A 25,434-nucleotide genomic window follows, 5' to 3' on the forward strand; every position below is an offset into this window, starting at 1 on the left:
GGCCATAAGACGTCTCAGTGACAGTCTATCTGCTTATTTTCGTTCTCGGCCTTGCGGCAGGCTGCCTTAGCGGCGTCGTCGGCACCGGCGCCGGCATCATTCTTCTGCCCATCCTGGTGTTCCAGTTCGGCGCGCAGGAAGCGGTGCCGATCATGGCCGTTGCCGGGCTGATGGGAAATCTCGCCAAGATCATGTCGTGGTGGCGCGAAGTCGATCTGCGCGGCTTCCTCGCTTATTCGATTGCGGGCGCGGTGGGCGCGGCGGGCGGTGCGATGACGCTGCTCGTTCTGCCGCCCAATACCGCGGAAGCGGCTCTCGGCATTCTCTTCCTTCTCATCGTGCCGGTGCGCCATTTCCTTGCGGCGCGCGGCGTCAAGCTCGGCCTTGTCGGACTTGTCATCTCCGGTGCGCTGATCAGCTTCATCAGCGGCATTGTCCTGACATCGGGGCCGATGAGTATTCCGGCTTTCGCCGCCTACGGCTTAACCAAAGGCGCGCTGCTGTCGACCGAGGCGCTGTCGGCCTTTGTCGTCCAGCTCGTCAAGGTCGGCATTTTCTGGTGGGCCGGTGCGCTGCCGCTCGCCTCGGTTCTGAAGGGCGCGGCGGTCGGTGCATCGATCATGCTCGGCGCCTTTGTCGGTAAGGCGGTGGTGCAGCGCATGTCGGCGCGGATGTTCGAGCGCGCGCTCGATCTCATGCTGATCGTTGCCGGACTTTCCATGCTCTGGGCGGCGTTCGCCTAGAGAGATTTGTCGTCGCCCTCGTAGACATCGCGTATGTTCGGCGGCACGGGGAAGCCAAAACCCGAGCCAAGCTCAAACCACTTCAAGCGCCTCTCTTTATGAAAGCTGCTCGTGTAGAGCTCGATCCCGATTTTGTTCAGCGCCAGCTGTAAAGCCTGAACCGGATCGATGCCGACGGCGTAAGAGGATAGTGTCTTGCCAGGCCAATCGATTTCATACTCGCAGTGGAAGTCGAAATTTTCGGTCGTCTTGTCGATGGGCTTGTAGATTCGGATTTCCACCTTCTGTTCCAGTCCGTCCCCTACGATCTTAAGCGTGCGCGTGGCGATCGGCGTGTCGGTGCGGGACGTCATTCAACAGTCTCCGATAATCAAGAAGGTGGTTATTCCGCCGCTTCCTGCAGCGTGCCGTGGCCGCGTTTTTTCGGCGCGTCTTCGTCATTCTCCGTCGGGCCGACAAAGCGTCCGAGCTTCTTCGACACCCACACGCCGACATCGTCCATGATCGTATAGAAGCTCGGCACGAACATCAGCGACAGCATGGTCGAGACGGCAAGGCCGCCGATCACCGCGATCGCCATCGGTGCGCGGAATTCGCCGCCCTGGCCGAGGCCGAGCGCGGACGGCACCATGCCGGCGATCATCGCAATCGTCGTCATGACGATGGGCCGGGCGCGCTTGCGGCCCGCATCGATGATGGCGAGATCGCGCGGCGTGCCTTTGGCTTCGGACTCGACGGCGAAATCGACCAGCATGATGGCGTTCTTCGTCACAACGCCCATCAGCATCAGAATGCCGATAACGACCGGCATCGAGATCGAATTGTTCGTCACCAGCAAAGCCAGGATCACCCCGCCGATCGACAGCGGCAGCGAGGCCAGAATGGTGATCGGCTGGAACACGCCGCCGAACAGCAGCACCAACACGCCGAGCACCATCATGATGCCGGCGCCCATGGCTTTGGCGAAGCCGGCGAAGACCTCGCCCATCACCTCCGCATCGGCGCCCTGAATAATGGTGACGCCCTTGGGCAGATTCTTGGCTTCCGGCAAATCGAGAACCGCATTCACCGCATCGCCGAGCTGCATGCCGCCGGTCAGGTCCGCGCCGAGCACGATGCGGCGTTGGCGGTCATAGCGCTCGATGGAGGAGGGGCCTTCGCCGAAACCGACATCGGCGACAGCCGAGAGCGGTACTGACCGCCCGCCGGAACCTGCGGGCACCGAGAGCTGCTCGAGAACGCCCGCGCTCGTGCGCGCGCTTTCGCGCAGCTGCACGCGGATCGGGATCAGGCGCTCGCCGGTGTTGAGCTTTGCAAGATTGGCATCGACATCGCCGATGGTCGCAACGCGGATCGTTTGCGAGATCGCATCCGTCGTAATACCGAGATCGGCGGCGCGGTCGAGCCGCGGCTCGACGAAGAGCTCGGGCCGCGACAGGCCGGTCGACGGCGCGACATTGAGGAAGTCCGACACGCGCCGCATGCCGTTTTCGAGATCGGCCGCGCCTTTCGCCAGTTCGTCCGGGTTCGGCCCGGTGAGAGTGATCGACAATTCGCGTTCGCCGCGCTCGTTCACATACCAGGCGCGCACATCCGGCACCTCGGCGACGATGCGGGCGACTTCGGCTTCGATTTCCTTTTGCGACCGGTCGCGCGCATTTTTCGGCGTCAGGCGAATGATGATCGCCGATTTGCGGATTTCGAGCACGCCTGTCGGCGTCGTGCCGCCCATGACGAAGACGGACTGCACTTCGGGCAGTTTCTTCAGGCGCGCGGTGATCTCGTCGGTGACGGCGCGCGTGTCCTCGAGCTTTGAGCCCGGCGGCAGTTCCGCCTGCACGACAATGCGCGCCGCATCCTCGTTCGGCATGAAACCGGTCGGCAAAAGGCTCGTCGACATCAGCGAGACGATGAAAATCGCAATGCCACCGACAAGCGTCATCCAGCGATGGCGCAACGAGACGCGCAGCGCGCCCGTATAAAGGCGCATGATGCGCCCGTCTTTTTCCTCGACATGCTTATGCGGGCGCAGGAAATAGGCCGCTATCAAAGGCGTGATCAGGCGCGCGACCAGCAGCGAGATGAAGACGGCGGCAGCGACCGTGAGGCCGAACTGCGAGAAATACTGGCCGGGCACGCCGCCCATGAAGGAGACAGGCGCAAAGACGGCCACGATCGTCATCGTAATCGCGATAACGGCAAGGCCGATCTCGTCGGCGGCTTCCATCGCGGCGCGGTAGGGGGATTTCCCCATGCGCATATGGCGCACGATGTTCTCGATCTCGACGATGGCGTCGTCGACGAGAATGCCGGTGACGAGCGTAAGCGCGAGCAGGCTGACGAGATTGAGCGAAAAGCCCATCAGGTCCATGAGGAAGAAGGTCGGGATGATCGACAGCGGCAGGGCGATGGCCGAAATCACCGTCGCGCGCCAGTCGCGCAGGAAGATGAAGACGACGATGATGGCCAGAACCGCGCCCTCGATCAGCGAGTGCATGGCGCTTTCGTAATTGCCCTCGGTGTAGGACACAGGCTCGTCGATCAGCGAATAGGCGACCTCGGGGTTCGCCTCCTGCATGGCTTTCAGCTTCTTCGACACCTCGTCGGCGACGGCGACATCGCTCGCGCCTTTGGTGCGGAAGATGTTGAACGAGACGACGGGCTCGCCATTGTTGCGGGCAAAGCTGCGCGCTTCCTCGGCAGTGTCCTTCACCTCGCCGAGTTCGGACAGGCGCACTTCGCGTCCGTTCGCCAGCGAGATTTTCATGTCGGTCAGATTTTCGACCGTGCGCGCATTGGCCAGCGTGCGGATCGTCTGTTCCTGCCCGCCGATTTCGCCGCGACCGCCGGCAAGGTCCGTATTGATCGAGCGGATCTGCGCGTTGACTTCGGCGGCGGTGACGCCGAGCGCCATCAGCCGGTCGGGGTCGAGCTCGACACGGATTTCGCGGGCGATGCCGCCGATGCGCTGCACGCGGCCGACGCCTTTCAGGCCTTGAAGCTGGCGGATGACGACATCGTCGACATACCAGGAGAGCTGTTCCAGCGTCATGCCGGGCGAGGCCGCGGCGTAGGAGATGATGGACTGGCCCTCGACATCGATGCGGTTGACGACCGGCTCTTCAATCGTGCGCGGCAGCTCGGCGCGGATTTTCGAGATCGCGTCCTTCACATCGTCGACGGCGCGGTCGGTATCGGTTTCGAGCTGGAATTCGATGACGGTCGAGGACAGACCGTCCGAGACCGTCGACATCACATGTTTGACACCGGTGAGGTTCGCAACCGAATCCTCGATGCGCTTGGTCACCTGCGATTCAAGTTCGGACGGCGCGGCGCCGGCTTCGGAGACCGAGACCTGAACGAGCGGAATGTCGATGTTCGGAAAACGCGTCACCGGTAGTTCGCTGAAGGCGAACAGGCCGAGGATCGTCAGAACGACGAACAGCACAATGCCGGGAATGGGCCGCTTGATCGACGCGGCCGAGATATTGAGCCTCACCGCGCCGCCTCCGCCTCATTGGTTTCGATGGGCGTCACCGCATCGCCGTCGCGCAGGAACGAGCCGGCGCGCGAGACGACGAGTTCGTTCTCGGCAAGACCCGATTTGATTTCGGCGCGTGTTGCGGAGCGCAGGCCGATGGTGACCTCGCGCGTTGCGATCTTGTTGTCGATGACGACCTGAACCGTGCTTTTGCCGGCTGAGACCGTGATCGCTGAGATCGGAACCGTGACGGCGGTCTGCCGCCCGACTTCGACGACGCCCGAAGCAAAGGAGCCGATGGTCACTTTGGCGTCCAGAGGAAGAGCCACCCGCAATTTGCCGAGCCGCGTTGCCGGATCGACTTCGGAGGAGATGAGGCGGATCGTGCCGCTGAGCGGCGTGCTGAGACCTGCTGTCGTGACACGCACGCTCTGGCCGGTCTGGAATCGCACAAGCGTGCTATCGACGACATCGGCCTGAAGCTCGATGGCACCGGCTTCGATGATGCGGAAGGAGGGCTCCGCCGCCATGCTGGCGATGGCGCCGAGGCGGATGGTCCGGCGGCTGACAACGCCGCCGGTCGGTGCCTTGATCTCGGTGCGGGCGAGGCGGATCGCGATCTGTTCGGACTGCGCCTGGGCAACTTTTAGATTGTGCTCGGCAGCGCGCTGGCGCGCCTCAGAAACGCGCGATGTGGCCAGCCGCTGATCGTAGGCGGCTTTGGCTATCGTCTTAGACTGGACAAGCGTTTCGGCGCGCTCCAACGCGAGCTTCGATTCCGCGACATTGGCCTCAGCCTCGGCGATCTGCGCCTGAGCCTGCGCGATCGAAGCCTGCGCCTGCGCGGCCTCGGCATCCAAAGCCGATTTCGACAGGCGGGCCAGCACCTGGCCTTTTTCGACGCGGTCGCCTTCCTCGACGAGGATTTCGGTGACGGCAAGGCCTTCGACCTCGGGTGAGACCATAACTTCTTCGCGCGCCACAAGCGTGCCGGAAACATGCGCTTCTTCGGAAATTTCGCGGCGTGCCGCGCGCACGACGCTCACCGAAGGCGCGCGCTTTTCGGCCGTCTGCGGCGCCGCATCGGCATTGTCGGACGATCCGCCGAAGACGAGCCAGCCGCCGCCGAGCACGACAGCGGCGAGGGCGATACCGGCGATGATGAAACTACGGCGCATTGTCATTACTCGGCTGCGGTCTGGGTGTCGGTGTCGTGGAGGGCGCAGACGGGCAGGTGCTCGCCGGGCTTTGCGGTGCCGGCGAGAGCCTCAAGCCGGCTGCGGTTTTTCTCGATAAAGGCGATCTCGTTCTTGAACTGGGTGACGCCCCAATCGACAAGCCAGCCCGAGGTCGAGTGCCGTTCGGATTCGACCAGAGGTTCAAGCGTCGAGACTTCGGCGCGCTGCTGCGCCAGCCGCTCGTCGATGGCGCGGGCGACCGTCTCGCGCGACAGGAACGGCGCGCAGAGCGCGATGATGCCGAAATGCGAGCGGAAGACGTCGGGTTCGGGCGCCGCGCTCATATCCTCGATAAAGGCTTTGCTGCCGGCCGCGGTGAGGGAATAGACGCGGCGCGGCGGCTTGCCGGGCTGCGTTTCTTCGCGGCTGGCGACAAGGCCTTCCTGTTCGAGCCTGGCGAGCGCCGGGTAGATCGAGCCGAAGCTCGCGCCGCCGAGATGGAAGAACGGGCCGTCCTCCCAGTGTTTTTTCAGGTCGTAGCCGGACGCCTCGCCATGGGCGAGGATCGCAAGGCAGATCGTGCGGATATTCATTTTGAGACAATCCTATTCCGTCCCGGCATATATCGAACCGATATAGGCAGAAGAAAGGCGTGGCTCTTTAGAAGCGTTCCGGATTAGCCTGCAGCCGGGTGGCAGAAGGGGTCCGATGCGGAAATTTATCCTGACGGTTCTGATCCTTGGCCTGATCGGGGCGCCGGCCTTTTACATCCTGACGCAGCCCGAGCGCGCCGCGCCGTCGCAGGTTCCGGGCGGCACGCCCGATCTCGCGAACGGCAAGACCGTCTTTTTCGCCGGCGGCTGCGCCTCCTGCCATGCGGTGCCCGGTCAGGACGACAGGCTCCTTCTCGGGGGAGGGCTCAAGCTCGAAAGCCCGGTCGGCACGTTTACGGCTCCCAACATCTCGCCCGATCCGGACAAGGGCATTGGCAGCTGGACGGAAGAGCAATTCGCAACCGCGCTCTTGAGGGGCACATCGCCCGCCGGCGAGCATTACTATCCGGCCTTTCCCTACACGACCTATCAGCACGCAGCGCCGGCCGATATCCGCGATCTCTTCGCCTTTATCCGCACTTTAAAGCCGAGCGCTAATGTCCCGGAAGCGCATCAGTTTCCGTTCGAGCTTTGGCCGGTGCGCCGCGGCATGGGCCTCTGGAAGCTGCTCTATCTCAACGGTGCGCCGATCGAGCCTGCAACGGGTGAGACGGCGGAACGCGGGCGTTATCTCGTCGAGGCGTTCGGCCATTGCGGCGAGTGCCATTCGCCGCGCTCGTTCACCGGTGCTGTCGTCGAAGCCAAGCGCAATGCCGGCGGCACGATGCCGAACGGCGACAAGGTGCCGAATCTCACGCCCGGCAAAGACGGGCTCGAAGAGTGGACCGAAGAGGACATCGCGCTTTTCCTGGCGGACGGCACGACGCCGGAAGGCGATGTCGTCGGCGGCGAAATGGGACAAGTGATCAAAAACACCTCACAGCTTGCTGAAAGCGACCGCAAGGCCATCTCGCTTTATCTGAAAAGCCTGAAGCCAATCGATCCGTAGCGCATCGGCGGCACGCGAATCTCCCTACAGTGCGCGCGATGATGATCCGCGCTCTTTGCATAGCCGTCCTGACATTTGCGCCCGCTGCGGCGTTCGCCGACGGCGCGGTCACGCCTGCAGTGCCGTCGCCGGCGGGACCTGCCAAACCCATCGTCAAAAAGATCTTCTCGGGAACGCAGACGGCGCTCGGCCAGGACATCGCTCTGCCGCAGGGCAATGCGGAAGTGACGGTGCTGACCTATGAAATCCCGCCGGGCGCCAGGCTTCCCGTGCACAAGCATCCATACCCGCGCTACGCCTATGTCCTTGCCGGCCATCTGAAGGTCTCGACCGGCGACGACACGAAAAGCTTCAGCTACGGGCCGGGCGATTTCATCATCGAGATTCTCGATGCCTGGCATTACGGCGAGACGGTCGGCTCGGAGACCGTGAAACTGCTTGTCATCGATCAGGCGCCGCCGGGCGAGAGCAATACGCTGCTCAAGCAGTAACATCGGTGTCTCTAGCGCGGGCTTTGTGTCTGCTCCACATGTGAGCGGAACCGGAATGGAACCGGTGAGGAACCACTGCAATGACACTCGAACTCGGCGGCATTCATCATCTCAGCGCCGTTACCGCCAAGGCCAAACAGAATCTCAGCTTCTACACCGGCACGCTCGGCATGCGGCTCGTGAAGAAGACCGTCAATCAGGACGACGTCACCTCCTATCACCTGTTTTACGGTGACGGCGCCGCGACGCCGGGATCTGACCTGACCTTCTTCGATTTTCCGGCGGCGCCCGAGCATCACGGTACGCATTCGATCTCGCGCACCTCGCTGCGCGTTGCGGGTGCGGAGACGCTCGCCTTCTGGAAACAGCGGCTGACGGATGCTGGCGTCGAGGTGAAGGAAGTCGAGCAAGCGGGCCGCAAGGCTCTCTGGTTCTCGGATGCCGAAAATCAGCGCCTCGCGATCGTTGACGATGGCGGGGAAGGCGAATCTCACCCGTGGGACAAGAGCACGGTTCCGGCCAAACACCAGATCCGCGGCCTCGGCCCGATCGTCATGAGCGTGCCCGTCATCGACAAGACGGAACAGGTTCTGACCGAAGTCATGAACATGCGCAAATCCGGTACATACGCCCATCCGGATAATCCGGCGCATACGGTGCATGTCTTCTCAATGGGTCAGGGCGGCGCTGCGGCGGAGCTGCATGTTGCGGTTCAGCCTGATCTTCCGCCGACGCGTTATGGCGCGGGCGGTGTGCATCACGTTGCTTTCCGCGTGCCGGACAAAGCGGCGCTGACGGCCTGGGCCGAACGCATCCAGCCGACGCGTCTGCCGAATTCGGGTGAGGTCGAGCGTTATTATTTCCGCTCGTTCTACTTCCGGGAGCCGAACGGCATTCTGTTCGAGCTGGCGACGGACGGGCCGGGCTTCACGGCGGATGAGCCGCTGGAGACTTTGGGCGAGAGCCTTGCTCTGCCGCCTTTCCTCGAACCTCGCCGTGCCGAGATCGAAGCGGGCCTGAAGCCGCTCTGATCAGGCAACGGCCGGCTCGAGGAGACCTGCGAGATAGGCGGCGATGAGCTGCAAGAGATCGTAGGCACGGAAGACGATGATCGCCCCGTCGAAGAAGATCCAGTCGACGAGGAACAGCACGAAGCCGAGAAACACGAGCCGCTGGATCATCGTCTATTCCTCGGGGCCGTAACCCGGCACGAACACGCCGAGCGCCTGCAATTGGGCTTCCGCCGATTTCAGGCGCTCGAGTGCGTCTTCGCCGCCGCGCGCGACGAGCGTGTCGAGCAGATGTTCGGCAATCGCCCAGGCCGAAACAAGGGAGGGAAAGAGACTAGGTCCTTCCGTCGAGAAGGTCAGAGCAATTTTTGCCTCGCGCGCAAACGGCGCGAGCGGACTATCGGTAATCGCAATCAGGGTTGCGCCGCGCCGCGCCGCATGTTCGGCGACGATGACGCTTTCGCGCGAATAGGGGCGGAAGCCGATAATGCACACCGCATCGCCTTCTTCGACGGCGCGCAGCTCCGCTTCCAGCGTGCCGCCCATGCCGGACAGAAGAACGACATCCGGGCGGAACAGCCGGTAGACATAGTTGAAGGCCTGAGCCGGTCCGAAACAGGCGCGGAAGCCGGCGACGAAAACCGTCTTGGCTTTTTCCATCGCGACCGCGGCTTGGGTGAAGGAGGCGGCATCGTTCAGCGCCTGTGTCGCCTCAAGCGTCTTGATATGGCTGAGATGAAGCTCGCCCGGCTGTGCCGAGCCGAGTTTCTTGGCGCGGTCCGAATAGAAGCTCGGCGCGCCGCGCATCCGCTCGACGAAGGGCTCTTTGAAATCGTCCCAGGCCGAAAAGCCGAGTGTGCGCGCAAGGCGCACAAAGGTGACGGGCTGGACGCCGGCATTGGCGGCGAGCGTGCGCATCGAGACGATGGCGACTTCCTCGGGCCGTTTCAGCACAAAGGCCGCCGCCACGCGCTGCTGCGGAGAGAGGTCCACGAAGCGGGCGCGGATACGATCGACGAGGCTTGAGAAACTATCGGCCATACCGCGATCTAGCGCCCATGATACAGTTTTGCAACATATGTTTCAGGCGGCTTGGACGCGGGCCACAGAACCTTTGGACATGGAAAAGTGGGTATGAACGGCGAGCAAAGCGTCACCGGAATGCTTCAGGGCAATGGTGCAGCGCCCGGCCCGCGGAAAGCTCGATCCGTCGGGCGCAAGGCCGCGCGAGGTCCAGGGGCAGATGACGACGGTCAGGGCATCCTCGGTGCCGAGAACCGTCATCTCTTCAAAGGCGAAGCGGAAATTGCTGATGTAGGGCCACATCTCGCGCCATTGCCGGTCGACGAGGTTGGAGCGCCCGCGCATCGCGTCGCTATAGGTGCCGAAGGCGATGACGTCTTCGTCGAATAAAAGCGCGCCGCCGTCGTAGTCGCGCGTGTTGATCGCCTGCTGCCAGGCGAAAAGCCAATCCAGGACCGCACTCTTCATATCGTGCCCCCCATTCAGATGGGCGGCGGCCGGGCGGGCCGTCTTTAATCGGTAAACTCTAGCCCGAGTCGCACTTCGGTACGCCACACAACGCGGCAATGGCGGTTCAGCGTGCCGTCCTGGGTCTGCAGGATGACGGCGCCCGGAATGCCGATGGTCGAGGGCAGTTCGACGAGCGCGCCGTGTTCGGACAGATTGCGCATCACGCAGGAAAAGGCAGAGGCGGACCCGGGCAGGATGACGCTCGCGCCTTTCATGGTCCGCATGCGCGGCGATCTGCGTTTGTTGTCTGCGGGGTCCATTCGTCCAACCTCTAGAGCGCTTCGCGCCGTGTCGCGGCGATCAGCTGATCGGCGACGACCGACAGGGCGTCGAATTGCTCATAATAAGAGTAGCCGTTTCTCTCCTGAAGTCGTTTTCCGAGGCTTGAGGAGAGGTGCCATGTCGCACCGCCCGGATTGACCTCCAGCACATAGAGTTGGCCGGTATGGACATCGCGGATGATATCCATGCCCTGAACGGGCACGTCCGGAAACGCGCGGAAGGTGCGGCGGGCAAGATCCAGCACGTCTTCGTCGTGGCAGGGTGTCGAGCGGCGCGGACCGGAATTTGAAGCGATGCGGCCGTCCATCGGCAGTTCGGCCGCAAGATCGGGGCGCTGTTCTTCGGAGCGGATCATGTTGCAATAGACCGGCTCGCCGAACACGGTCAGCGCGCGATATTCGGTCGGGTAGGGGCCGGTATCGACAAAGGTCTGGGCGAGGTAAGGGGTGTCCGGCCAGCCGAGGCGGCGGGCGCTGTCGAACAGATCGTCGAACCGCGTCAGGAGAACGCCGCGTCCGCGCGAGCCGGTATTCGGTTTCAGGATGACGTATTCGCCCCATTTCGCGCGATCGAGCCGCGTGTCCTCCTGCAGGAAGACGGCGTGCGGCACGGGGATATTCGCCTCCTCCAGCATGCGCACCTGGCGCAGCTTGGAGAGGGTCTGGCCTGCATAGATCTTCCCGCGCGCCGGCTGGAAGCTTTTGAGGTAATAGGGCGAGAACACCAGAGTGGGCCGTAGCGCCGCCTTCTTGCGCGTCGAGGATTGCGGCGCGTCATTGGTCACGAGGAAGACTTCGATCTCGGGGGCGCGCTCGGAAATCCGGCGCTTCACCTCGACAAAGTCCTCGATGTCCTGTGCGCCGGGCGTGTGAACGATGATGAGATTTTTCTCATAGACCCCGTTATCCGGACCCGTGGTCAGCGCCGCGGTGATGCGTTCGCCCGCCGGCATATAGCCGCGGGACAGGCCTGACGGATCGGTGGGGTCGAATTGCATGGGATCGCGGCTTCCTGCTGCGCGTGTGATCCTTCGCCGCGACGGTTAAGAAACGGTGACGTCTTTGTGTTCGTCCCCCGGGCGGCCACATCCCGGCCCAAGTTGCGCGCTCTGACGGGTCCCATTAGGTTTCGACCCAAATCGGGGCGTCCAAAGGCTCCCCCTCAGGGACAAGCGATGAAATTTACCCGCCGTTTCAAAATCATAGCCCTTGCCGCCGTCTCGACGCTTGCCGTCGGGGGAGCGCTGGCGGCGGTCTATGCGGACGGCGAGGTCAACAGCCGCTTCATCACCGAGACGGTCTATAACCTCAACCGGGTCAAGATCCTCGAGAGCAACACATCCTCGCTGCGCCCGGGCTCGGTCTACGACGTTGCGACCTATTTCGAGAGTCTGCTGCGCGCTCCGATGCCCGGCTACAATTATGAGTTCATCGATTCAGGCCTCGGCGCCACCGAGCCGCTCTATCCGATGTACCAGAAGGGCAATCAGGCGAGTTACGGCCAGCTGATTCCGGCCCTGTTCGACGACAAAGCGCGCCATATCGATCACCGTTCCTCGCTGACGACGCCCGAAGGCTGCAAGGTCGACAGTGCATATCTTCTGCGCCACATCACCGAATATCCCGACGACATGTTCAAGAAGGAACGTGAAGAGGGCTATACGCGCGTCGTCGTGCGTCTCGAGCACTACACCAAGCTCCGTCCCGATGCGCAGTGCGGCCGACATGTCGCGCACGATCCCGATCCGAATTTCGATCCGATGGAGTTCATGTGGAAGCATCGCGAGGCGATGACCTTCGCCGATTTTCCGCAGGACCAGCTCTGGCGGTTTGAAGCCAAGCTCTCCGTCAACTGGCCGATGATCGAGCAGCGCGGCTATGAGCGCACTTTGTTCGACCTGCGCGATCTCGAAAAGAATTCGCTCTGGTATTATCCGGACGGCCACTCCTTCGATTACGGCGTGAACACGCCGCGTCCGCAGACCGATCTCGATGCGTTCAAACTGCCGAGTCAGACCGTGGTGCAGGCGGATGCGAAACTGCAGGGCGACTATCCGCTATCGAGGCTTCTGAAGCCCGACGAGTTCGGCAAAGTGGTCGCCTACCTCAACGGCAATCCGTTCCCCGGCTATGACGCGTCGAAGGAGCCGGGCCATGACGTGCTGCGCCTTGCGGACGTCACCGGAAACAATGCCTACACCTCGGGTCTGAAGCTCGAAAAGATCAAGAACGTCGTCGAGGACGTCACGAATATGGATCACTTCCGGCTCGTCGGCATGACGCTGAAGCCGCAGGAGCCGCATCTCGACAAGGACTGGGCGGGCGAGCGCATTGTCCCGCAGATCCGCTTTGTCTTCCAGCTGATCAATCCGCGCGATCCGGCGCATGTCTACGAGAACCTGTTCCTGCATCTGAAATGGGACACCGCCGATCGTCTTGCCGATGAAAAGACGCGTGGCGAGCAGCAGGCCTATTTCCTAAAGCGGCTCGACGAGGTGACCAAGGCGCGCGAGAGCGGCAATGGCGATGCTGCGGTACGCGATCTCATCCAGGAATTCACCAAAGCGCGCCCGGTGCACTCGATCTCGTTTTCCTCGACGCTGACCGGCACCTGGATTTTCGGCAATATCGAGCGCGATAACAAAACCCAGGAGCTGACGCCGCTCAAGACCATCCGTCAGGGTATCGATTACGGCTATTATTCATCGGTGTTCGACACCGATCTTCTGCGCGCCGAGATCGAAAAGTCGGATGGCGCCCGCAAGGCCGAACTGCAGAAAACGCTCGATGCGCTGACGGTCACGACCTTCCGAGATCCCAAGCGCATGGATGTGCATGCGCTGCGCTTCAACACCGTCTCCTGCGCCCAGTGCCATCAGATGTCGGGCCGCGACGGCGTTCATATGTCGATCAATGACGGCATCAACGACAAGATCAAAACGCCGGCCATCGTCTCGGAATATTATTTCCACGAGGCCGACGCCCAGCTGAAGGGCGATATGCAGAAATGGCTGGCTTCGGCCGCCCATTGATCTGAAGGCGGAGATTAAAAAGGCCAGCGCTTGCGCCGGCCTTTTTGTTTGTCAGTTCGACTCGACGAAGATCGTGTCCCGCTTCTTGCGGATCGTCGGCAAAAGCACGGCGAGCAACAGACCCACCGAGAGCAGAAGCAGCGTCAGGCTGATCGGCTTGTGGATGAAGGTCGAGTAATCGCCGTGCGACAACAAGATCGCGCGGCGGAAATTCTCTTCCAGCATCGGGCTGATGATGAAGCTGAGCAAAAGCGGCGTCGGTTCGCAGTCGAGCCGCGTCAGCACATAGCCGAACAGGCCCGAGACCACGAGCACGCCGACATCGAAGGCCTGATTGTTCACGCTATAGGCGCCGATGCAGCAGAACAGGATGATCGCCGGTACAAGACGGCGATAGGGGATGCGCAGGATAGACACCCACAGCCCGATCAGCGGCAGGTTGATGATCAGCAGCATCGCATTGCCGATCCACATCGAGCAGACAATGCCCCAGAAGAGTTCGGGGCGCTGCGTTACGACCTGCGGACCGGGCGCGATGCCGTGGATCGTCAGCGCGCCGATCATCAAAGCGGTGACGGCACCGGACGGCATTCCGAGCGTCAGCATCGGAATGAACGAGGCTTGCGCGGCCGCGTTATTGGCGCTTTCAGGCGCCGCTAGCCCTTCAATCGCGCCCTTGCCGAAACGCTCCGGCGTTTTCGAGATGCGCTTTTCCAGCATGTAGGACGAGAAGGCGCCGAGGAGGGTGCCGCCGCCGGGCAGAATGCCCATGAGAATGCCGACCACCGTGCCGCGGATGATGGGCAGGGTGGACTGCTTGAGTTCTTCGAGCTTCGGCCAGAGGCCTTGAATCTTCTTGCCGATGAGATCCGGATCGCCTGGTAGTTCGAGCGTGCGGAGAATCTCCGCGATGCCGAACAGGCCCATGGCCAGCGGGATGAAATCGATTCCGTCCTGCAATTCGCTGATGCCGAACGTGAAGCGCGATTTCGAGGTTTCGACATCGGTGCCGATCAGGCCGAGCGACAGTCCGATCATGATCATCACCAGCGAATTCAGCACCGAGCCGCGGCCCATGATGATGACGGCGACAAGTGCCAGCGTGAACAGCGCGACGTTCTCCGCCGGGCCGAACATCAGGCCGAGATTGGACAGAGGTTGGGCGGTCGCTGCGATAAACACCGTCGAGACGGTGCCGGCAAAGAGCGAGCCGATCGCCGCGATCGACAACGCCGTGCCGGCACGGCCTTGCTTTGCCATCTGGTGCCCGTCGATCGCGGTGATGATGCCGGAGGTTTCGCCCGGCATGTTCACGAGGATCGCGGTGGTCGAGCCGCCATATTGCGCGCCGTAATAAATGCCGGCGAGCATGATCAGCGAGCCGACGGCGGGCAGATCGAAGGTCAGCGGCAGAAGAACCGCGATCGTCGTTGCAGGTCCAATGCCGGGCAGCACGCCGACCAGCGTGCCGAGCAAAACGCCGATCAGGCAGTACAGAAGATTCTGCCAGGTCAGCGCGACGTCGAAACCGAGACTTAAGTTTGCAAGAAGGTCCATCTCACAGCACCGGCGGCAGAACCGGAATCGGCAGACCGAGCGCCAGCGTAAATACGAGACCGGAGAAGGCGGCAAGGAAGCTTGCGAGCACCACGCGTTCCGAAACGCCCGAGCCCGGCTGAGCGAGCGAGGTGACGAAAACCGTCACTGTGGCGCTGGCCAGAAGCCCGATCGGCTGGACGAGAAGCGCAAAAGCGATAATGCCCGCGCCGATGCTGGCGGCGCCGCGCCAGTGGAAGGGCACCGCGTCGTCTGCCTTCAAAGCGTCCCGCAATTCGAACCCGCCGCGTATGGCGATGCCGATGCCGAGCAGGATCAGCCCCCAGGCTGCGACATAAGGAATAAAGCCCGGGCCCATGCGCGCGCCGGTGCCGAGCGGAAGATTTCTCCCGAAATACAGAAGGATAGCGGCGAAGCCGAGCGCGAAGGCGGCGGTCGCGAAAGAGCGGTAAGCGGTCATTTGGTGTGTCCCCAAAACGAATAATCTACAATTCCGATAGACAAACAAAAAAGTCAAACTATTATCGCTCGTGGAATTTGGAGATACACAAATGTCTAACGTATTTAAAGTAGTAGCGCCCCTCCTGATGAGCGCGGCGATTGCAACGGCGCCGCTCTCGGCGTTCGCGCAGAGTGTCGATGTCTCGAAGTACCCGCAGGACAATGTGAAGATCATCGTCACGGCCTCGGCCGGCGCGAGCTCTGACGCGCTCGCCCGCACGGTCGGCCGTGAGCTCGGCAAGATCTGGGGCAAAGACCCGGTGATCGAGAATGTCGGCGGCGGCAGCGGCAATATCGGCCTCGAGCAGGTCGCCCATTCGAAGCCCGACGGTCTGACGATTGCGGTCGGCGGCGACAAGGTCCCGCTCAACGCGATCTTTTTCGGCGCTGAGCTGAAATACGATCCGATCAAGGATCTCTCGACGGTGACGAAGGCCGTCGCCAATCCGTCGATCCTCGTTGTGCGCCCGGATCTCGGCGTAAAGACCCTCGACGAATATCTGAAGCTTGCGCGCTCCAAGCCTGGCCAGCTGAATATCGGCACGCCCGGCAATGGCAGCGCCCATCACCTGACGCATCTTCTGCTCGGTCAGAAAACCGATACCAGCTACACCTACGCTCCCTATAAGGGCGGCGCCCCGGCCGTGACCGATATTCTCGGCGGCCATCTCGACGGCCTGATCATTACGCTCGCCGCCGTCACCGAACACGTCCGCGCCGGCCGTCTCGTGCCGATCGCCGTCTCGACGGCCAAGCGCTCCACGGCTCTGCCGGACGTGCCCACCTTCCAGGAAGCCGGCGTCGATGTCGTGAACGAAAGCTGGCAGGGCTTCCATGTCCCGGCCGGAACGCCGCGCCCGCTCGTCGAGCGCATCAACAAGGACTTCGTCAAAGCGCTGAACGCTCCGGAAGTGAAGAACTTCCTCGAAGGTCAGGGCTTCGTCGTCGTGGCGTCTTCGCCGGAAGAAGGCGACAAGACGGTGCTCGATAGCTTCAAGAAGTATGGCGAAGTCATCAAGGCCGCCAATATCAAGCTCGACTGATGCTCAAAGGGCGGCCCGTACGGCCGCCCTTTTTCATTTTCCAAGGAAGTTTCACATCATGAACATCGCAGTTTTTTACCGGGGGACGCTCTGATGGCTCTCTCCGGACGTCTTGACGGAAAAGTCGCGCTCATCACCGGATCGGCGCGCCGTATCGGCCGCGCCAGCGCCATCGAGCTGGCGAAGGAAGGCGCGCATGTCGTCATCCATGCAAAATCCTCATCGGCTGAAATCGAAGCGGTAGCCAAGGAAATCCGCGATCTCGGCGGCAAGGCATCGACCGCGCTGGCCGACATCACGGACGAAAAGTCCGTTCAGGGCCTTATCGACGGGATCGTGAAGTCGCAAGGCGGCCTGCACATCGTCGTCAACAATGCGGCGATCCGCAACGAGACGGCATTCGAGAAGATCACGCTCGAGGATTGGCGTGCCGTGAACTCGGTCGTCACCGAAGGTGCGTTCCTGGTCACGCGCGCAGCGATTCCGCATCTCGTCAAAGCAAAATGGGGACGCGTCATCGCCATCGGCGGCGTCGCCGGCCATAGCGGCGTATTCGATCGCGTTCACGTCGCGACCGCAAAGGCGTCCCTGATCGGCTTCACCAAAGCGATTGCGGTCGAATATGCGCAGCATGGCGTCACCGCCAATCTCGTCGTGCCCGGCAAAATTGGCGGACCGCGTTCTGCGACTTCGGGCAAAGGCGGCGCCTTCCCGAACAATGCAGAGCCGATCGTGACCCAGGAAGGTTTCCCGGAAGACGTCGCCGAAATCGTCCGCTCCCTGACCGTGTCGGGTTTCGTGACCGGCCAGACCGTTCACGTCAACGGCGGCATGTACTTCATCTAGGAGCCCATCATGGCGCGCAGCCTTCATCTCAATCTTTTCATCCACGGTCGCGGGCATCATGAAGCGTCGTGGCGGCATCCGGGCGCAACGCGTCTGCCGCTGACAGATATCCGCTACTATCAGCAGCTCGCGCAGATCGCGGAAAAGGGTCTGTTCGACTCGATCTTTCTGGCTGACGCGCTCGCCATCGCCGACGGTATCGGCCATGTCGCGCGCTCGGGCCTTGAGCCGATCACGACTTTGTCCGCGGTCGCAACCGTCACGGACAAGATCGGACTGATCGGCACCGCGTCGACGACCTATACCGAGCCCTACAATCTCGCCCGGCAGTTTGCCTCGCTCGACCATATCAGCAACGGCCGCGCCGGCTGGAACATCGTGACCTCCTGGGTGCAGGGCGCTGCGCCGAACTATGGCGACGATACGCAGGTCGAACATGCGGAGCGTTACGAGCGCGCCCATGAATTCCTCGATATCGTGTCCAAGCTCTGGGACAGCTGGGCGGACGATGCCGTCATCGACGATCCGGACAGCGGCGTCTTCGCCGATGAGAGCCGGATCACGCCGATCCGTCATCGCGGCAAGCATCACGGCGTTGCGGGTCCGCTCAACCTGCCGCGTTCGCCGCAAGGGCGGCCGGTCTATATTCAGGCAGGTTCTTCGGAAACCGGGCGGCGCTTTGCGGCGCGCTATGCGGAAGCGGTTTTTACCGCCCATCTCGAAAAGAAAACCGCCGTCGATTTCTATGCCGATATCAAGGGGCAGGCGGCAGGCTTTGGCCGCAGCAGAGATGAAATCCTGATCCTGCCCGGCATCAGCGCGACCATCGGCTCAACGGAAGCCGAAGCCAAACGTCTTGAACAGGAGCTTCATGAAGCGACGCATCCGAGCGTCGGGCTGCAGCGCCTGTCGAACCGTTTCGGCGGCCATGATTTCTCGCATCTCAGCCTCGATGCAAAACTCTCGGTCGACGATTTCCCTGAGCCGAGCACGGTGCAGGGCGCGCAGTCGAGGGCAGGGGTGATCCTCTCCATCGTCAAGCGCGACAAGCCGACTTTGCGTCAGTTGCTGCACAGCCTTGCCGGTGCGCGCGGTCATTTCACCATTGCCGGCACGCCCGAACAGATCGCCGATACGATCGAGGACTGGTTCAAGACGGGCGCTGCCGACGGCTTCAATGTCATGCCGCCGGTTCTGCCGCTTCTGCTCGAAACTTTCATCCAGGAAGTCGTGCCGATCCTGCAGAAGCGCGGCCTGTTTCGCACCGCATATGAAGGCTCGACCCTGCGCGAGCATTACGGTCTCGCGCGGCCCGAAAGCCAGTATTTCGGCACAAACCCTCCCGCAAAGCTCACCGCGTAAACGGAAAACCTATGTCGAAGCGTCAGCTCAGCCTCAATCTCTTCGTCTATCCCAATGGCCATCACGAGGCGGGATGGCGCTATGAAGGGAGCGAGCCCGAACGCGTGCTCGACATCTCCTTCTATCAGGACCTTGCGAAGAAGGCGGAAGCCGCAAAATTCGATGCACTGTTCTTTGCCGATGCGCTCGCTCTGCCGGACAATATCCGCTGGGCGAGCCGTTTCCGGCTTGAGCCGATCACCTGGATGGCGGCGCTCGCCGCCGTCACCGAGAAGATCGGCTTTATCGGCACAGCCTCGACAACCTATTTCGATCCGTTCAATCTGGCACGCCTCTTTTCCTCGCTCGATCATTTGAGCAAAGGCCGTATCGGCTGGAACATCGTTACGACCAGCATCGATTATGCGGCGCAGAATTACAGCAAGGACTCGCATCCGGTTCACGCCGACCGCTATGCGCGGGCGCATGAGTTTCTCGATGTTGTGACGCGGCTCTGGGACAGCTGGGAGGATGAGGCGGTCGTCAACGACGTGCCGTCCGGCATTTTCGCCGACGATGAGAAGATCCACGAGATCAATCATATCGGCGAGAACTTCCGCATCCGGGGGCCGCTGAACCTGCCGCGCTCACCTCAAGGGCGGCCCGTTTATGTGCAGGCGGGCTCCTCGCCGGATGGACGCGCCTTTGCCGCCCTTCATGCCGAAGCGATTTTCACCGCGCATCAGACGATCGAAAGCGCGCAGGAATTCTACGGCGACATCAAAAAGCGCGCCGCCGCCAATGGCCGCGATCCCTCGCAGGTGCGCATCCTGCCGGGGATCAGCCCCTATATCGGCTCGACAGAGAAAGAGGCGAACGATCTTCTCGACGAGTTCAACGATCTCACCCAGCTCGAATATTCGCTGACGCATCTGCGGCGGCGCATCGGTGTCGATCTCTCGGGCTACGATCTCGATGGGCCGGTGCCGCGCCATCTCATCCCGACCGAAGGCGATCTCACCGAGATCACGCGCTTCAAGCTGATCGTCGGCATCATCGACCGCGAAAAGCCGACCATCCGTCAGCTGATGCACAAGCTCGCCGGTGCACGCGGTCATTTCGTTTTTGCCGGTACGCCCGAACAGATCGCCGACAAGATCCAGTCCTGGTTCGAGAACGGCGCCGCCGACGGCTTCAATATCATGCCGCCTTATCTGCCCGGCGGCATCGAAGTGTTCATTTCGGAGGTCGTGCCGATCCTCCGCAAGCGCGGCCTGTTCCGCGAAGACTATGAAGGCAACACACTGCGCAGCCATTTCGGGCTCGACCGGCCGAAAAGCCTCTATTCCGAAGCCCAGCGCAAATCCGCTTGAACCAGGAGAATTTTATGTCGCTTGCCGCTAACGAAACCCGTCCCGACATTTCCGTCTATTGGAAGCCGGGCTGTTCAAGCTGCCTGAAGACCAAGGAATATGTCGAGGAACTCGGCCTCGAATTCGAATCCGTCAATGTCCTCGAAGACGAAGCCGGGTTTCAGGAAGTCTTGAATTCGGGCCTCCGCAGCATTCCCGCGGTGCGGCTGAAAGACCGTTACGTCTACTCGCAGAATCTCAACGATGTCGCAAACCTTCTCGGCGTTGCGCGCCGCAAGGCGGCGCTGACGCCGGCGCAGCTTCTCGAGCGTTGGGACACGATCCTCGAGAAAGTGCCGCAGCTCCTCGAAAAGTTTTCGGAAGAGGAACTCGCGAAAGACGTCATCCCGAACCGGAAGCGCTCGGTGAAGGATCTGTTCGTCCATATCGGACAGATCGCGCACGCTTTCGTCGAACAGCTTGAGAACGGCCTCATCGAGATCAAGCCGGTGCACGCTTTTGTCGATCCGTCGATCGTGACGAAGGCTGACATCCAGGCGCATCTCGCCGCGCGTAATGCCGAATGGAAAGCCTGGCGCCGCCGCGGCGAGAACAAGATCCCGGCCGAACTCGAAACCTATTACGGCAAGCAGCCGTCGATACAGGTGATCGAACGCGGCACCTGGCATTGCACGCAGCATGCCCGCCAGCTCGACATCATTTCGGTCGGGCGGTTCGGATCGGAATTCACGATCGCGCCGGAACTCTATGAGGGCCTGCCTTTGCCGAAGCGCATCTGGGCGTAAAGGCGAATGCGCCGCGTCATATCCGGAATACAGGAGAACAAAGTGTCAAAACCTCAAATCGTCGGCATCAGCGGCAATCTCGCGAGTCCTTCGCGCACCCTGTCCCTCGTCGTCTCGACCGCCGAGCGCATTGCGCGCGAAAGCGGCGGCGAGGCGCGCGTGCTGGATATTTCGGATCTGTGGGGCCTTGGTGAAATCCGTTCGCGGGCCGGTGCGCCGCCCGCGGTGGAAGCCGCGCTGAAAGCCGTCGAACAAGCCGATCTTCTGGTCGTCGGATCGCCGGTCTACAAGGGTTCCTATACCGGGCTCTTCAAGCACTTCATCGATTTCATCGACTATCGCTCGCTGATCGGCACGCCGGTTGCGCTGCTGGCGACCGGCGGCAGCGATCGCCATGCGCTGGTGATCGAACATCAGCTGCGTCCGCTGTTTGGCTTTTTCCAGGCGCAGGTTCTGGGCACCGGCATTTTCCTCACCGAGAAGGATTTTTCCGACGGAGAGATCACCGATGCGGTTCTCAAAGCGCGGTTCGATCAATTGGTGCGGGAAGGCGTCGATGCTTTGCGGCCGTTCCGTTCCGGTGCGCGCACCGAAGCGGCGGCTTGAGCGTCTAAGCCTTTTCTCTCGATTGCCAGGACCCTAATATTGTCGACGATCCGCTCCAATGCTCGCCGGCCACATCGCAGGACAGGACCATGAACGTGATTGTAAAGAACCCGACTGCAACCGTTGACGCGAAGACCGTCCGCGACTGGCTTGCCGACGGCAAAGAGATCGCGTTCTTCGATGTGCGCGAGGAGGGGGAGTTCGGCTGGGGTCATCCGCTGCTGGCGGCCAATCTTCCCTACAGCCGTCTCGAACTCGATATCGAGCGCTTCGTACCGCACAAGAACACGCGCACGGTTCTGATCGGTGCGGACAATAATCTTCCTGCCATCGCCGCTGCGCGGCTTACGGCGCTCGGCTATTCCAATCTTCACATCGTTGCCGGCGGCATCGAGGCCTGGAAGACGGCGGGCCTCAAACTTTTTGAGGGTGTCTATGTGCCGAGCAAGGCCTTTGCCGAAGTCGTCGAGCACGCTTATCACACGCCGCCGATCGAGGCCGAAGACCTCAAAAAACTGATCGATGAGAAAGCGGATTTCGTCGTCCTCGACAGCCGCACCGAAGAAGAATTCGCGCGCTTTCATGTGCCGGGTGCGATCAGCGTTCCGGGCGCCGAACTCGTGCATCGCGTTGCCGATCTCGTGCCGTCGCCGGACAAACTCGTTGTCGTCTCCTGCGCCGGCCGCACGCGCGGCATTATGGGCGCGCAGAGCCTGATCAATGCCGGCATTCCGAACAAAGTGCGCGTGCTGAAAGGCGGCACGCAGGGCTGGCGCCTGGCCAAGCTTGACGTCGAGACCGGCGAACGCTTCTCGACATCGCCGACGGATGCCGGACGCAAGACCGCGAAGGGCTGGGCGGATGCGCTGGCCGCACAGCATGGCGTCGGCCGCATCGCGCATGACGAGCTGGCCAAATGGCGGAAGGACGCGGCGCGCACGACCTATGTGATCGATGTCCGCACGAAGGGTGAATATGCGAAGGGCCATCTTGCCGGCGCAACGCATGTTCCCGGCGCGCAGCTCCTGCAGGCGACCGACACTTTCATCCCCGTGCACCGTGCCCGCGTCGTCCTCGTCGACGATGACGGCGTGCGTGCGACTGTCACCGCCCATTGGCTGAAACAGCTCGGCTGGGACGTGCATGTGCTCGACAAGGCGCTGGACGGGCAGAAGATCGTCTCCGGCGAAGACGAAACGCGCAAAATCTGGCAGCCGGATGTTCAAGAGATCGCGCCGAAAGAGGCGCGCGCCTGGCTCGGCGACAAAGGCCGCCTCATCTCGGTGACGTCGAGCGATGCCTATCGCAAGGAACGCCCGTCGGGCGCGGTGTGGAGCATTCGTCCGCGGCTTCTGTCGGCGGTCGGCGATCTTGTGCCCGGCGCGCGCGTTCTGGTCATCGGCGACGAAGAGGGGGTATCGGCGCTTGCGGCATCCGATCTGCGCGAAGCGGGGTTCGACGCGGCGATCGTTGCGGGCGGCGTTGCCGCCTGGAAGGCGGCGGGCCTGCCGCCGGATACCACGCCGTCAGCTCTTCCGGATGCCGAGCGTATCGATTTCCTGACCTGGAACTGGGATCGCCATTTCGGCAATGCGGCGGCCTCGCGTGCCTATCTCAATTGGGAGCTCGATCTGCCGCGGCAGATCGAAGAAGACGGCACCGCCTATTACAAGATCAAGGTTCCCGCCGGCGCCGCCCACTGAGCGGCATAAGGCCGACAAACAAAAGGGCCGGCCCGCCTGGCGGACCGGCCCTTCGTTTGAGGCGAGGTGGGTCGCCTCGGACTTACTTCGGAAGGCTCGCCGCAGCGAGGTCGGACGCCTTCGCAACGTCCTTGATCTTCCACGCCAGGTCGAGAAGCGCTTTCGTGCGCGCTTCGCCGATAACGAGCGAAGACTGTTTGGTGAACTTCACATTGAGCTGCTCGTTCGACAGCGGCTTGTGAACGCTGCCGATCGCATGCTCGATATATTTTTTGATCGTCTTTCCGTCTTTGGTTTTGACGGTGTAGGTCACTTCGTCCTCATGCACGGACTTGTCTGTCGTGACCTTGACGCGCTTGCGCAGGGCAACGATTTGGGGATCGGTCGCCGCTTCATCGGTGAAGGCGGTCGGCGAGCCGTCGCCGCGCGCCAGCGCATAGGCGGCCGAGTGGAAGATCGAGAATTTCGATTCAAGGCCCGTCTTCGGTTCGGTCTTGCCGGTGAGTTCCAGCACGAAGGGATGCGCGAGAAGCTCGATGGTCTCGACGTCTTCCGGCTTGATCTTGTGTTCGTCGTGGATCTGGATGCCGGCGTCGATTGCCGGATGAATGACGATGCCGCAGGCAAAGGGCTTGTAGCTGTTGAGTTCGGCTTCCCAGCTCTTGCCGAGCGTATCGAGAATCTCGCCGTAATCCTGTTTGGTCGAGAGGATGGCGGCAAAGCCGCGGCGTCCTTCGATGCCGGCTTCCGCCGAGTCAAAGCCCGCCTGGGCCATGAAGGCGGCCGTTGCGCCATTCTGCGCCGCGCGGCCCGGATGGAAGCTCTTGGTCATCGTGCCGAACATTTCGCGCAGGTTCGACGACTGCGTGGCGGCGAGCGACAGCGCCCAGACCGTCTTCTGCACATCGAGCTTCAGGAGCTTGCTGACCGCCGCCGCCGCACCGAACACGCCGGTCGTGCCGGTAATGTGCCAGCCGACATCGTAATGCTCGGGATAGACCGAATTGCCGATGCGGCATTCGACTTCGATGCCGATGATCATCGCGTGCAGGAGGTCGGCGCCGGAAAGGTTCTTCAGTTCGGCGACGGCCAAAGCCGCCGAAGCCACAGGGCCCGCAGGATGGATGATCGTTTTCAGATGCGTGTCGTCATAATCGAGAACATGCGAGCTGATTCCATTGAGGAGGGCGGCGTGCAGCACGTCGAGGCGCTCGGTGCGGCCGAGCACGGTCGCTTTGGCCGGGCCGGAGAACTGCGTGATGCCGTCGAGCGCCCGGTCCACCGTTTCATGGCTGGCGCCGCCGACGGCGCAGCCGATCCAGTTGACGAAACTGCGCACGCCCTGATCCTGAACGGAAGCAGGGATGTGGGCCGGCTCGCAGCCGACAATCCACTCGGCAAGGGCTCGCGTCACATCCTGTCGTCTGGCCATGGCTTTCTCGTCTCCTGCCGGTTAGGTCTCGGTTACCTATCCGCCGCCGGGGCAGATATTGTCAACAATTTTTGGGCTCAAACTACGCGTTCTGGCGAAATTCCCTTTAGGTTCAACGGTTCAATCAATTCGCGTTGTCAACGATTGACAATCCCACCACCGAGAATAAGGTCGAGATCATGAAACCTCTGCAGACGAGCGATCTGCCATCCAAGAACCAGCCCTTCGGCGTGCGGTCTCTTGCGATGGCGCTCCGCACGGAGATCGAAAAGATGATCCTTCAGGGCGGCATGCCCATGGGGGAGCGCCTCAACGAGAATTACTTTGCCGAGAAATTCCAGGTCAGCCGCGGCCCGGTGCGCGAAGCGTTCCGCGCACTCGTCGAAGCGGGGCTGGTTGAGTTCATTCCCAATCGCGGCGTGTTTGTCCGGCAGGTGAGCCTAGAGCAGGCGAGGGCCGCCTACGAGGTGCGTGCCGCTCTGTTCAGCATGGCGGGCCGGCTTGCCGCCGTGCGCCGCCGCAAGGAAGAGATCGTGCGCCTGCGCGGCCTTGTCCACGATATGGACACCGCGATCGATAAGCGCGAGAGCGATCTCTATTACCGTCTCAATCTCGATCTCCACAGCGCCATCATGGAAGCGGCCGGTAATGAACGGCTTGCCGCGAACTATTACGGCCTGATCAAGGAACTGCATCTGTTCCGCGCCAAAAATCTCATTCTTGGCGACCATGTCGAGAATGCGCGGATATCGAATGCCGAGCACGCGACAATGGTCGAAGCCATCGCCTCGGGCGATGAGATGCGCTCCTACGAAGCCCACTACGCGCATGTCATGAACGCGCGCGAGCGGCTGATCACATCAAACAAGAAGGCCGAATAAGGCCTGACAACAAGA

At 61.9% G+C, this 25,434-nt stretch carries 25 protein-coding genes; 13 read left to right on the forward strand and 12 right to left on the reverse strand.

The annotated features are described in order from the left end of the window. Positions 1-17: 17 nt before the first annotated feature. The gene (locus IZ6_RS05770) at positions 18-743 is read left to right on the forward strand and encodes a sulfite exporter TauE/SafE family protein (protein WP_222877045.1); all 726 of its coding nucleotides are present in this window, start codon (positions 18-20) and stop codon (positions 741-743) included. On the opposite strand, the gene IZ6_RS05775 is transcribed toward IZ6_RS05770, so the two are convergent. The 4 genes from IZ6_RS05775 to IZ6_RS05790 are packed head-to-tail and all read right to left on the reverse strand — an operon-like array spanning position 740 to position 5,995. Continuing rightward, a complete protein-coding gene (locus tag IZ6_RS05775; RefSeq protein WP_222877046.1) occupies positions 740-1,096 on the reverse strand; it encodes a DUF6968 family protein in 357 nt (118 codons plus the stop codon). The genes IZ6_RS05770 and IZ6_RS05775 overlap by 4 nt on opposite strands. A gap of 29 nt (positions 1,097-1,125) precedes the next feature. Then, positions 1,126-4,242: an efflux RND transporter permease subunit gene (locus IZ6_RS05780; RefSeq protein ID WP_222877047.1), complete on the reverse strand. Its 3,117-nt coding sequence runs from the start codon at positions 4,240-4,242 to the stop codon at positions 1,126-1,128. Then, entirely contained in the window at positions 4,239-5,402 is a 1,164-nt protein-coding gene (locus IZ6_RS05785; RefSeq protein WP_222877048.1) for an efflux RND transporter periplasmic adaptor subunit, read from the reverse strand. The genes IZ6_RS05780 and IZ6_RS05785 overlap by 4 nt, the downstream gene beginning before the upstream one ends. A 5-nt stretch (positions 5,403-5,407) precedes the next feature. Continuing rightward, positions 5,408-5,995 (reverse strand): PadR family transcriptional regulator, encoded by a 588-nt coding sequence (locus tag IZ6_RS05790; protein ID WP_222877049.1) that lies wholly within the window; start codon positions 5,993-5,995, stop codon positions 5,408-5,410. Between the two features lie 115 nt (positions 5,996-6,110). Here IZ6_RS05790 and IZ6_RS05795 point away from each other — a divergent pair, with 115 nt between their 5' ends. From IZ6_RS05795 to IZ6_RS05805, 3 genes are all read left to right on the forward strand, one after another. Beyond that, positions 6,111-7,004 carry a c-type cytochrome gene (locus IZ6_RS05795; RefSeq protein WP_222877050.1) on the forward strand — a complete coding sequence of 298 codons (894 nt, stop codon included), beginning with the start codon at positions 6,111-6,113 and terminating at the stop codon, positions 7,002-7,004. A 38-nt stretch (positions 7,005-7,042) separates the two neighbouring features. Beyond that, positions 7,043-7,495 (forward strand): cupin domain-containing protein, encoded by a 453-nt coding sequence (locus IZ6_RS05800; protein ID WP_225874016.1) that lies wholly within the window; start codon positions 7,043-7,045, stop codon positions 7,493-7,495. A gap of 80 nt (positions 7,496-7,575) precedes the next feature. After that, on the forward strand, positions 7,576-8,526 hold the full coding sequence (locus tag IZ6_RS05805) for a ring-cleaving dioxygenase (RefSeq protein ID WP_222877051.1): 951 nt from the start codon (positions 7,576-7,578) through the stop codon (positions 8,524-8,526). On the opposite strand, the gene IZ6_RS05810 is transcribed toward IZ6_RS05805, so the two are convergent. Genes IZ6_RS05810 through IZ6_RS05830 form a run of 5 tightly spaced genes read right to left on the reverse strand, consistent with a single transcriptional unit; the run spans position 8,527 to position 11,317 of the window. Further along, on the reverse strand, positions 8,527-8,676 hold the full coding sequence (locus IZ6_RS05810; protein ID WP_222877052.1) for a hypothetical protein: 150 nt from the start codon (positions 8,674-8,676) through the stop codon (positions 8,527-8,529). 3 nt (positions 8,677-8,679) lie between these two features. After that, the gene (locus IZ6_RS05815; RefSeq protein ID WP_222877053.1) at positions 8,680-9,546 is read right to left on the reverse strand and encodes a MurR/RpiR family transcriptional regulator; all 867 of its coding nucleotides are present in this window, start codon (positions 9,544-9,546) and stop codon (positions 8,680-8,682) included. Between the two features lie 42 nt (positions 9,547-9,588). After that, positions 9,589-9,996, reverse strand: a complete 408-nt coding sequence (locus tag IZ6_RS05820) for a YybH family protein (RefSeq protein ID WP_222877054.1) — start codon at positions 9,994-9,996, stop codon at positions 9,589-9,591. 44 nt (positions 9,997-10,040) lie between these two features. After that, complete coding sequence (locus IZ6_RS05825) at positions 10,041-10,298, reverse strand: PilZ domain-containing protein (RefSeq protein ID WP_222877055.1); 258 nt, start codon at positions 10,296-10,298, stop codon at positions 10,041-10,043. A gap of 11 nt (positions 10,299-10,309) precedes the next feature. Next, positions 10,310-11,317 (reverse strand): ATP-grasp domain-containing protein, encoded by a 1,008-nt coding sequence (locus IZ6_RS05830; RefSeq protein WP_222877056.1) that lies wholly within the window; start codon positions 11,315-11,317, stop codon positions 10,310-10,312. Positions 11,318-11,494: 177 nt separating this feature from the next. Between IZ6_RS05830 and IZ6_RS05835 the strand changes: the two genes are divergently transcribed. Next, the gene (locus tag IZ6_RS05835; RefSeq protein WP_222877057.1) at positions 11,495-13,351 is read left to right on the forward strand and encodes a hypothetical protein; all 1,857 of its coding nucleotides are present in this window, start codon (positions 11,495-11,497) and stop codon (positions 13,349-13,351) included. Positions 13,352-13,402: 51 nt separating this feature from the next. Here IZ6_RS05835 and IZ6_RS05840 read toward each other — a convergent pair whose 3' ends face one another. Then, positions 13,403-14,908, reverse strand: coding sequence for a tripartite tricarboxylate transporter permease (locus tag IZ6_RS05840; RefSeq protein WP_222877058.1), 1,506 nt, complete (start codon positions 14,906-14,908; stop codon positions 13,403-13,405). 1 nt (position 14,909) lies between these two features. Beyond that, on the reverse strand, positions 14,910-15,368 hold the full coding sequence (locus tag IZ6_RS05845; RefSeq protein WP_222877059.1) for a tripartite tricarboxylate transporter TctB family protein: 459 nt from the start codon (positions 15,366-15,368) through the stop codon (positions 14,910-14,912). Between the two features lie 91 nt (positions 15,369-15,459). Here IZ6_RS05845 and IZ6_RS05850 point away from each other — a divergent pair, with 91 nt between their 5' ends. From IZ6_RS05850 to IZ6_RS05880, 7 genes are all read left to right on the forward strand, one after another. Continuing rightward, a complete protein-coding gene (locus tag IZ6_RS05850; protein ID WP_222877060.1) occupies positions 15,460-16,452 on the forward strand; it encodes a Bug family tripartite tricarboxylate transporter substrate binding protein in 993 nt (330 codons plus the stop codon). Positions 16,453-16,545: 93 nt separating this feature from the next. After that, positions 16,546-17,298, forward strand: coding sequence for an SDR family NAD(P)-dependent oxidoreductase (locus IZ6_RS05855; RefSeq protein ID WP_222877061.1), 753 nt, complete (start codon positions 16,546-16,548; stop codon positions 17,296-17,298). Between the two features lie 9 nt (positions 17,299-17,307). Next, on the forward strand, positions 17,308-18,660 hold the full coding sequence (locus tag IZ6_RS05860; RefSeq protein WP_222877062.1) for an LLM class flavin-dependent oxidoreductase: 1,353 nt from the start codon (positions 17,308-17,310) through the stop codon (positions 18,658-18,660). An 11-nt stretch (positions 18,661-18,671) separates the two neighbouring features. Then, the gene (locus tag IZ6_RS05865; RefSeq protein ID WP_222877063.1) at positions 18,672-20,012 is read left to right on the forward strand and encodes an LLM class flavin-dependent oxidoreductase; all 1,341 of its coding nucleotides are present in this window, start codon (positions 18,672-18,674) and stop codon (positions 20,010-20,012) included. A 14-nt stretch (positions 20,013-20,026) separates the two neighbouring features. Further along, positions 20,027-20,797 (forward strand): glutaredoxin domain-containing protein, encoded by a 771-nt coding sequence (locus IZ6_RS05870; RefSeq protein ID WP_222877064.1) that lies wholly within the window; start codon positions 20,027-20,029, stop codon positions 20,795-20,797. Positions 20,798-20,839: 42 nt separating this feature from the next. Next, the gene (locus tag IZ6_RS05875; RefSeq protein ID WP_222877065.1) at positions 20,840-21,403 is read left to right on the forward strand and encodes an NAD(P)H-dependent oxidoreductase; all 564 of its coding nucleotides are present in this window, start codon (positions 20,840-20,842) and stop codon (positions 21,401-21,403) included. Positions 21,404-21,492: 89 nt separating this feature from the next. After that, entirely contained in the window at positions 21,493-23,106 is a 1,614-nt protein-coding gene (locus IZ6_RS05880; protein ID WP_222877066.1) for a rhodanese-like domain-containing protein, read from the forward strand. 82 nt (positions 23,107-23,188) lie between these two features. On the opposite strand, the gene IZ6_RS05885 is transcribed toward IZ6_RS05880, so the two are convergent. Further along, complete coding sequence (locus tag IZ6_RS05885) at positions 23,189-24,538, reverse strand: MmgE/PrpD family protein (RefSeq protein ID WP_222877067.1); 1,350 nt, start codon at positions 24,536-24,538, stop codon at positions 23,189-23,191. 179 nt (positions 24,539-24,717) lie between these two features. Between IZ6_RS05885 and IZ6_RS05890 the strand changes: the two genes are divergently transcribed. Next, on the forward strand, positions 24,718-25,419 hold the full coding sequence (locus tag IZ6_RS05890; RefSeq protein WP_222877068.1) for an FCD domain-containing protein: 702 nt from the start codon (positions 24,718-24,720) through the stop codon (positions 25,417-25,419). Positions 25,420-25,434 lie beyond the last annotated feature (15 nt).

It is taken from the genome of Terrihabitans soli (assembly GCF_014191545.1).
GTDB classification, from domain to species: domain Bacteria; phylum Pseudomonadota; class Alphaproteobacteria; order Rhizobiales; family Methylopilaceae; genus Flaviflagellibacter; species Flaviflagellibacter soli.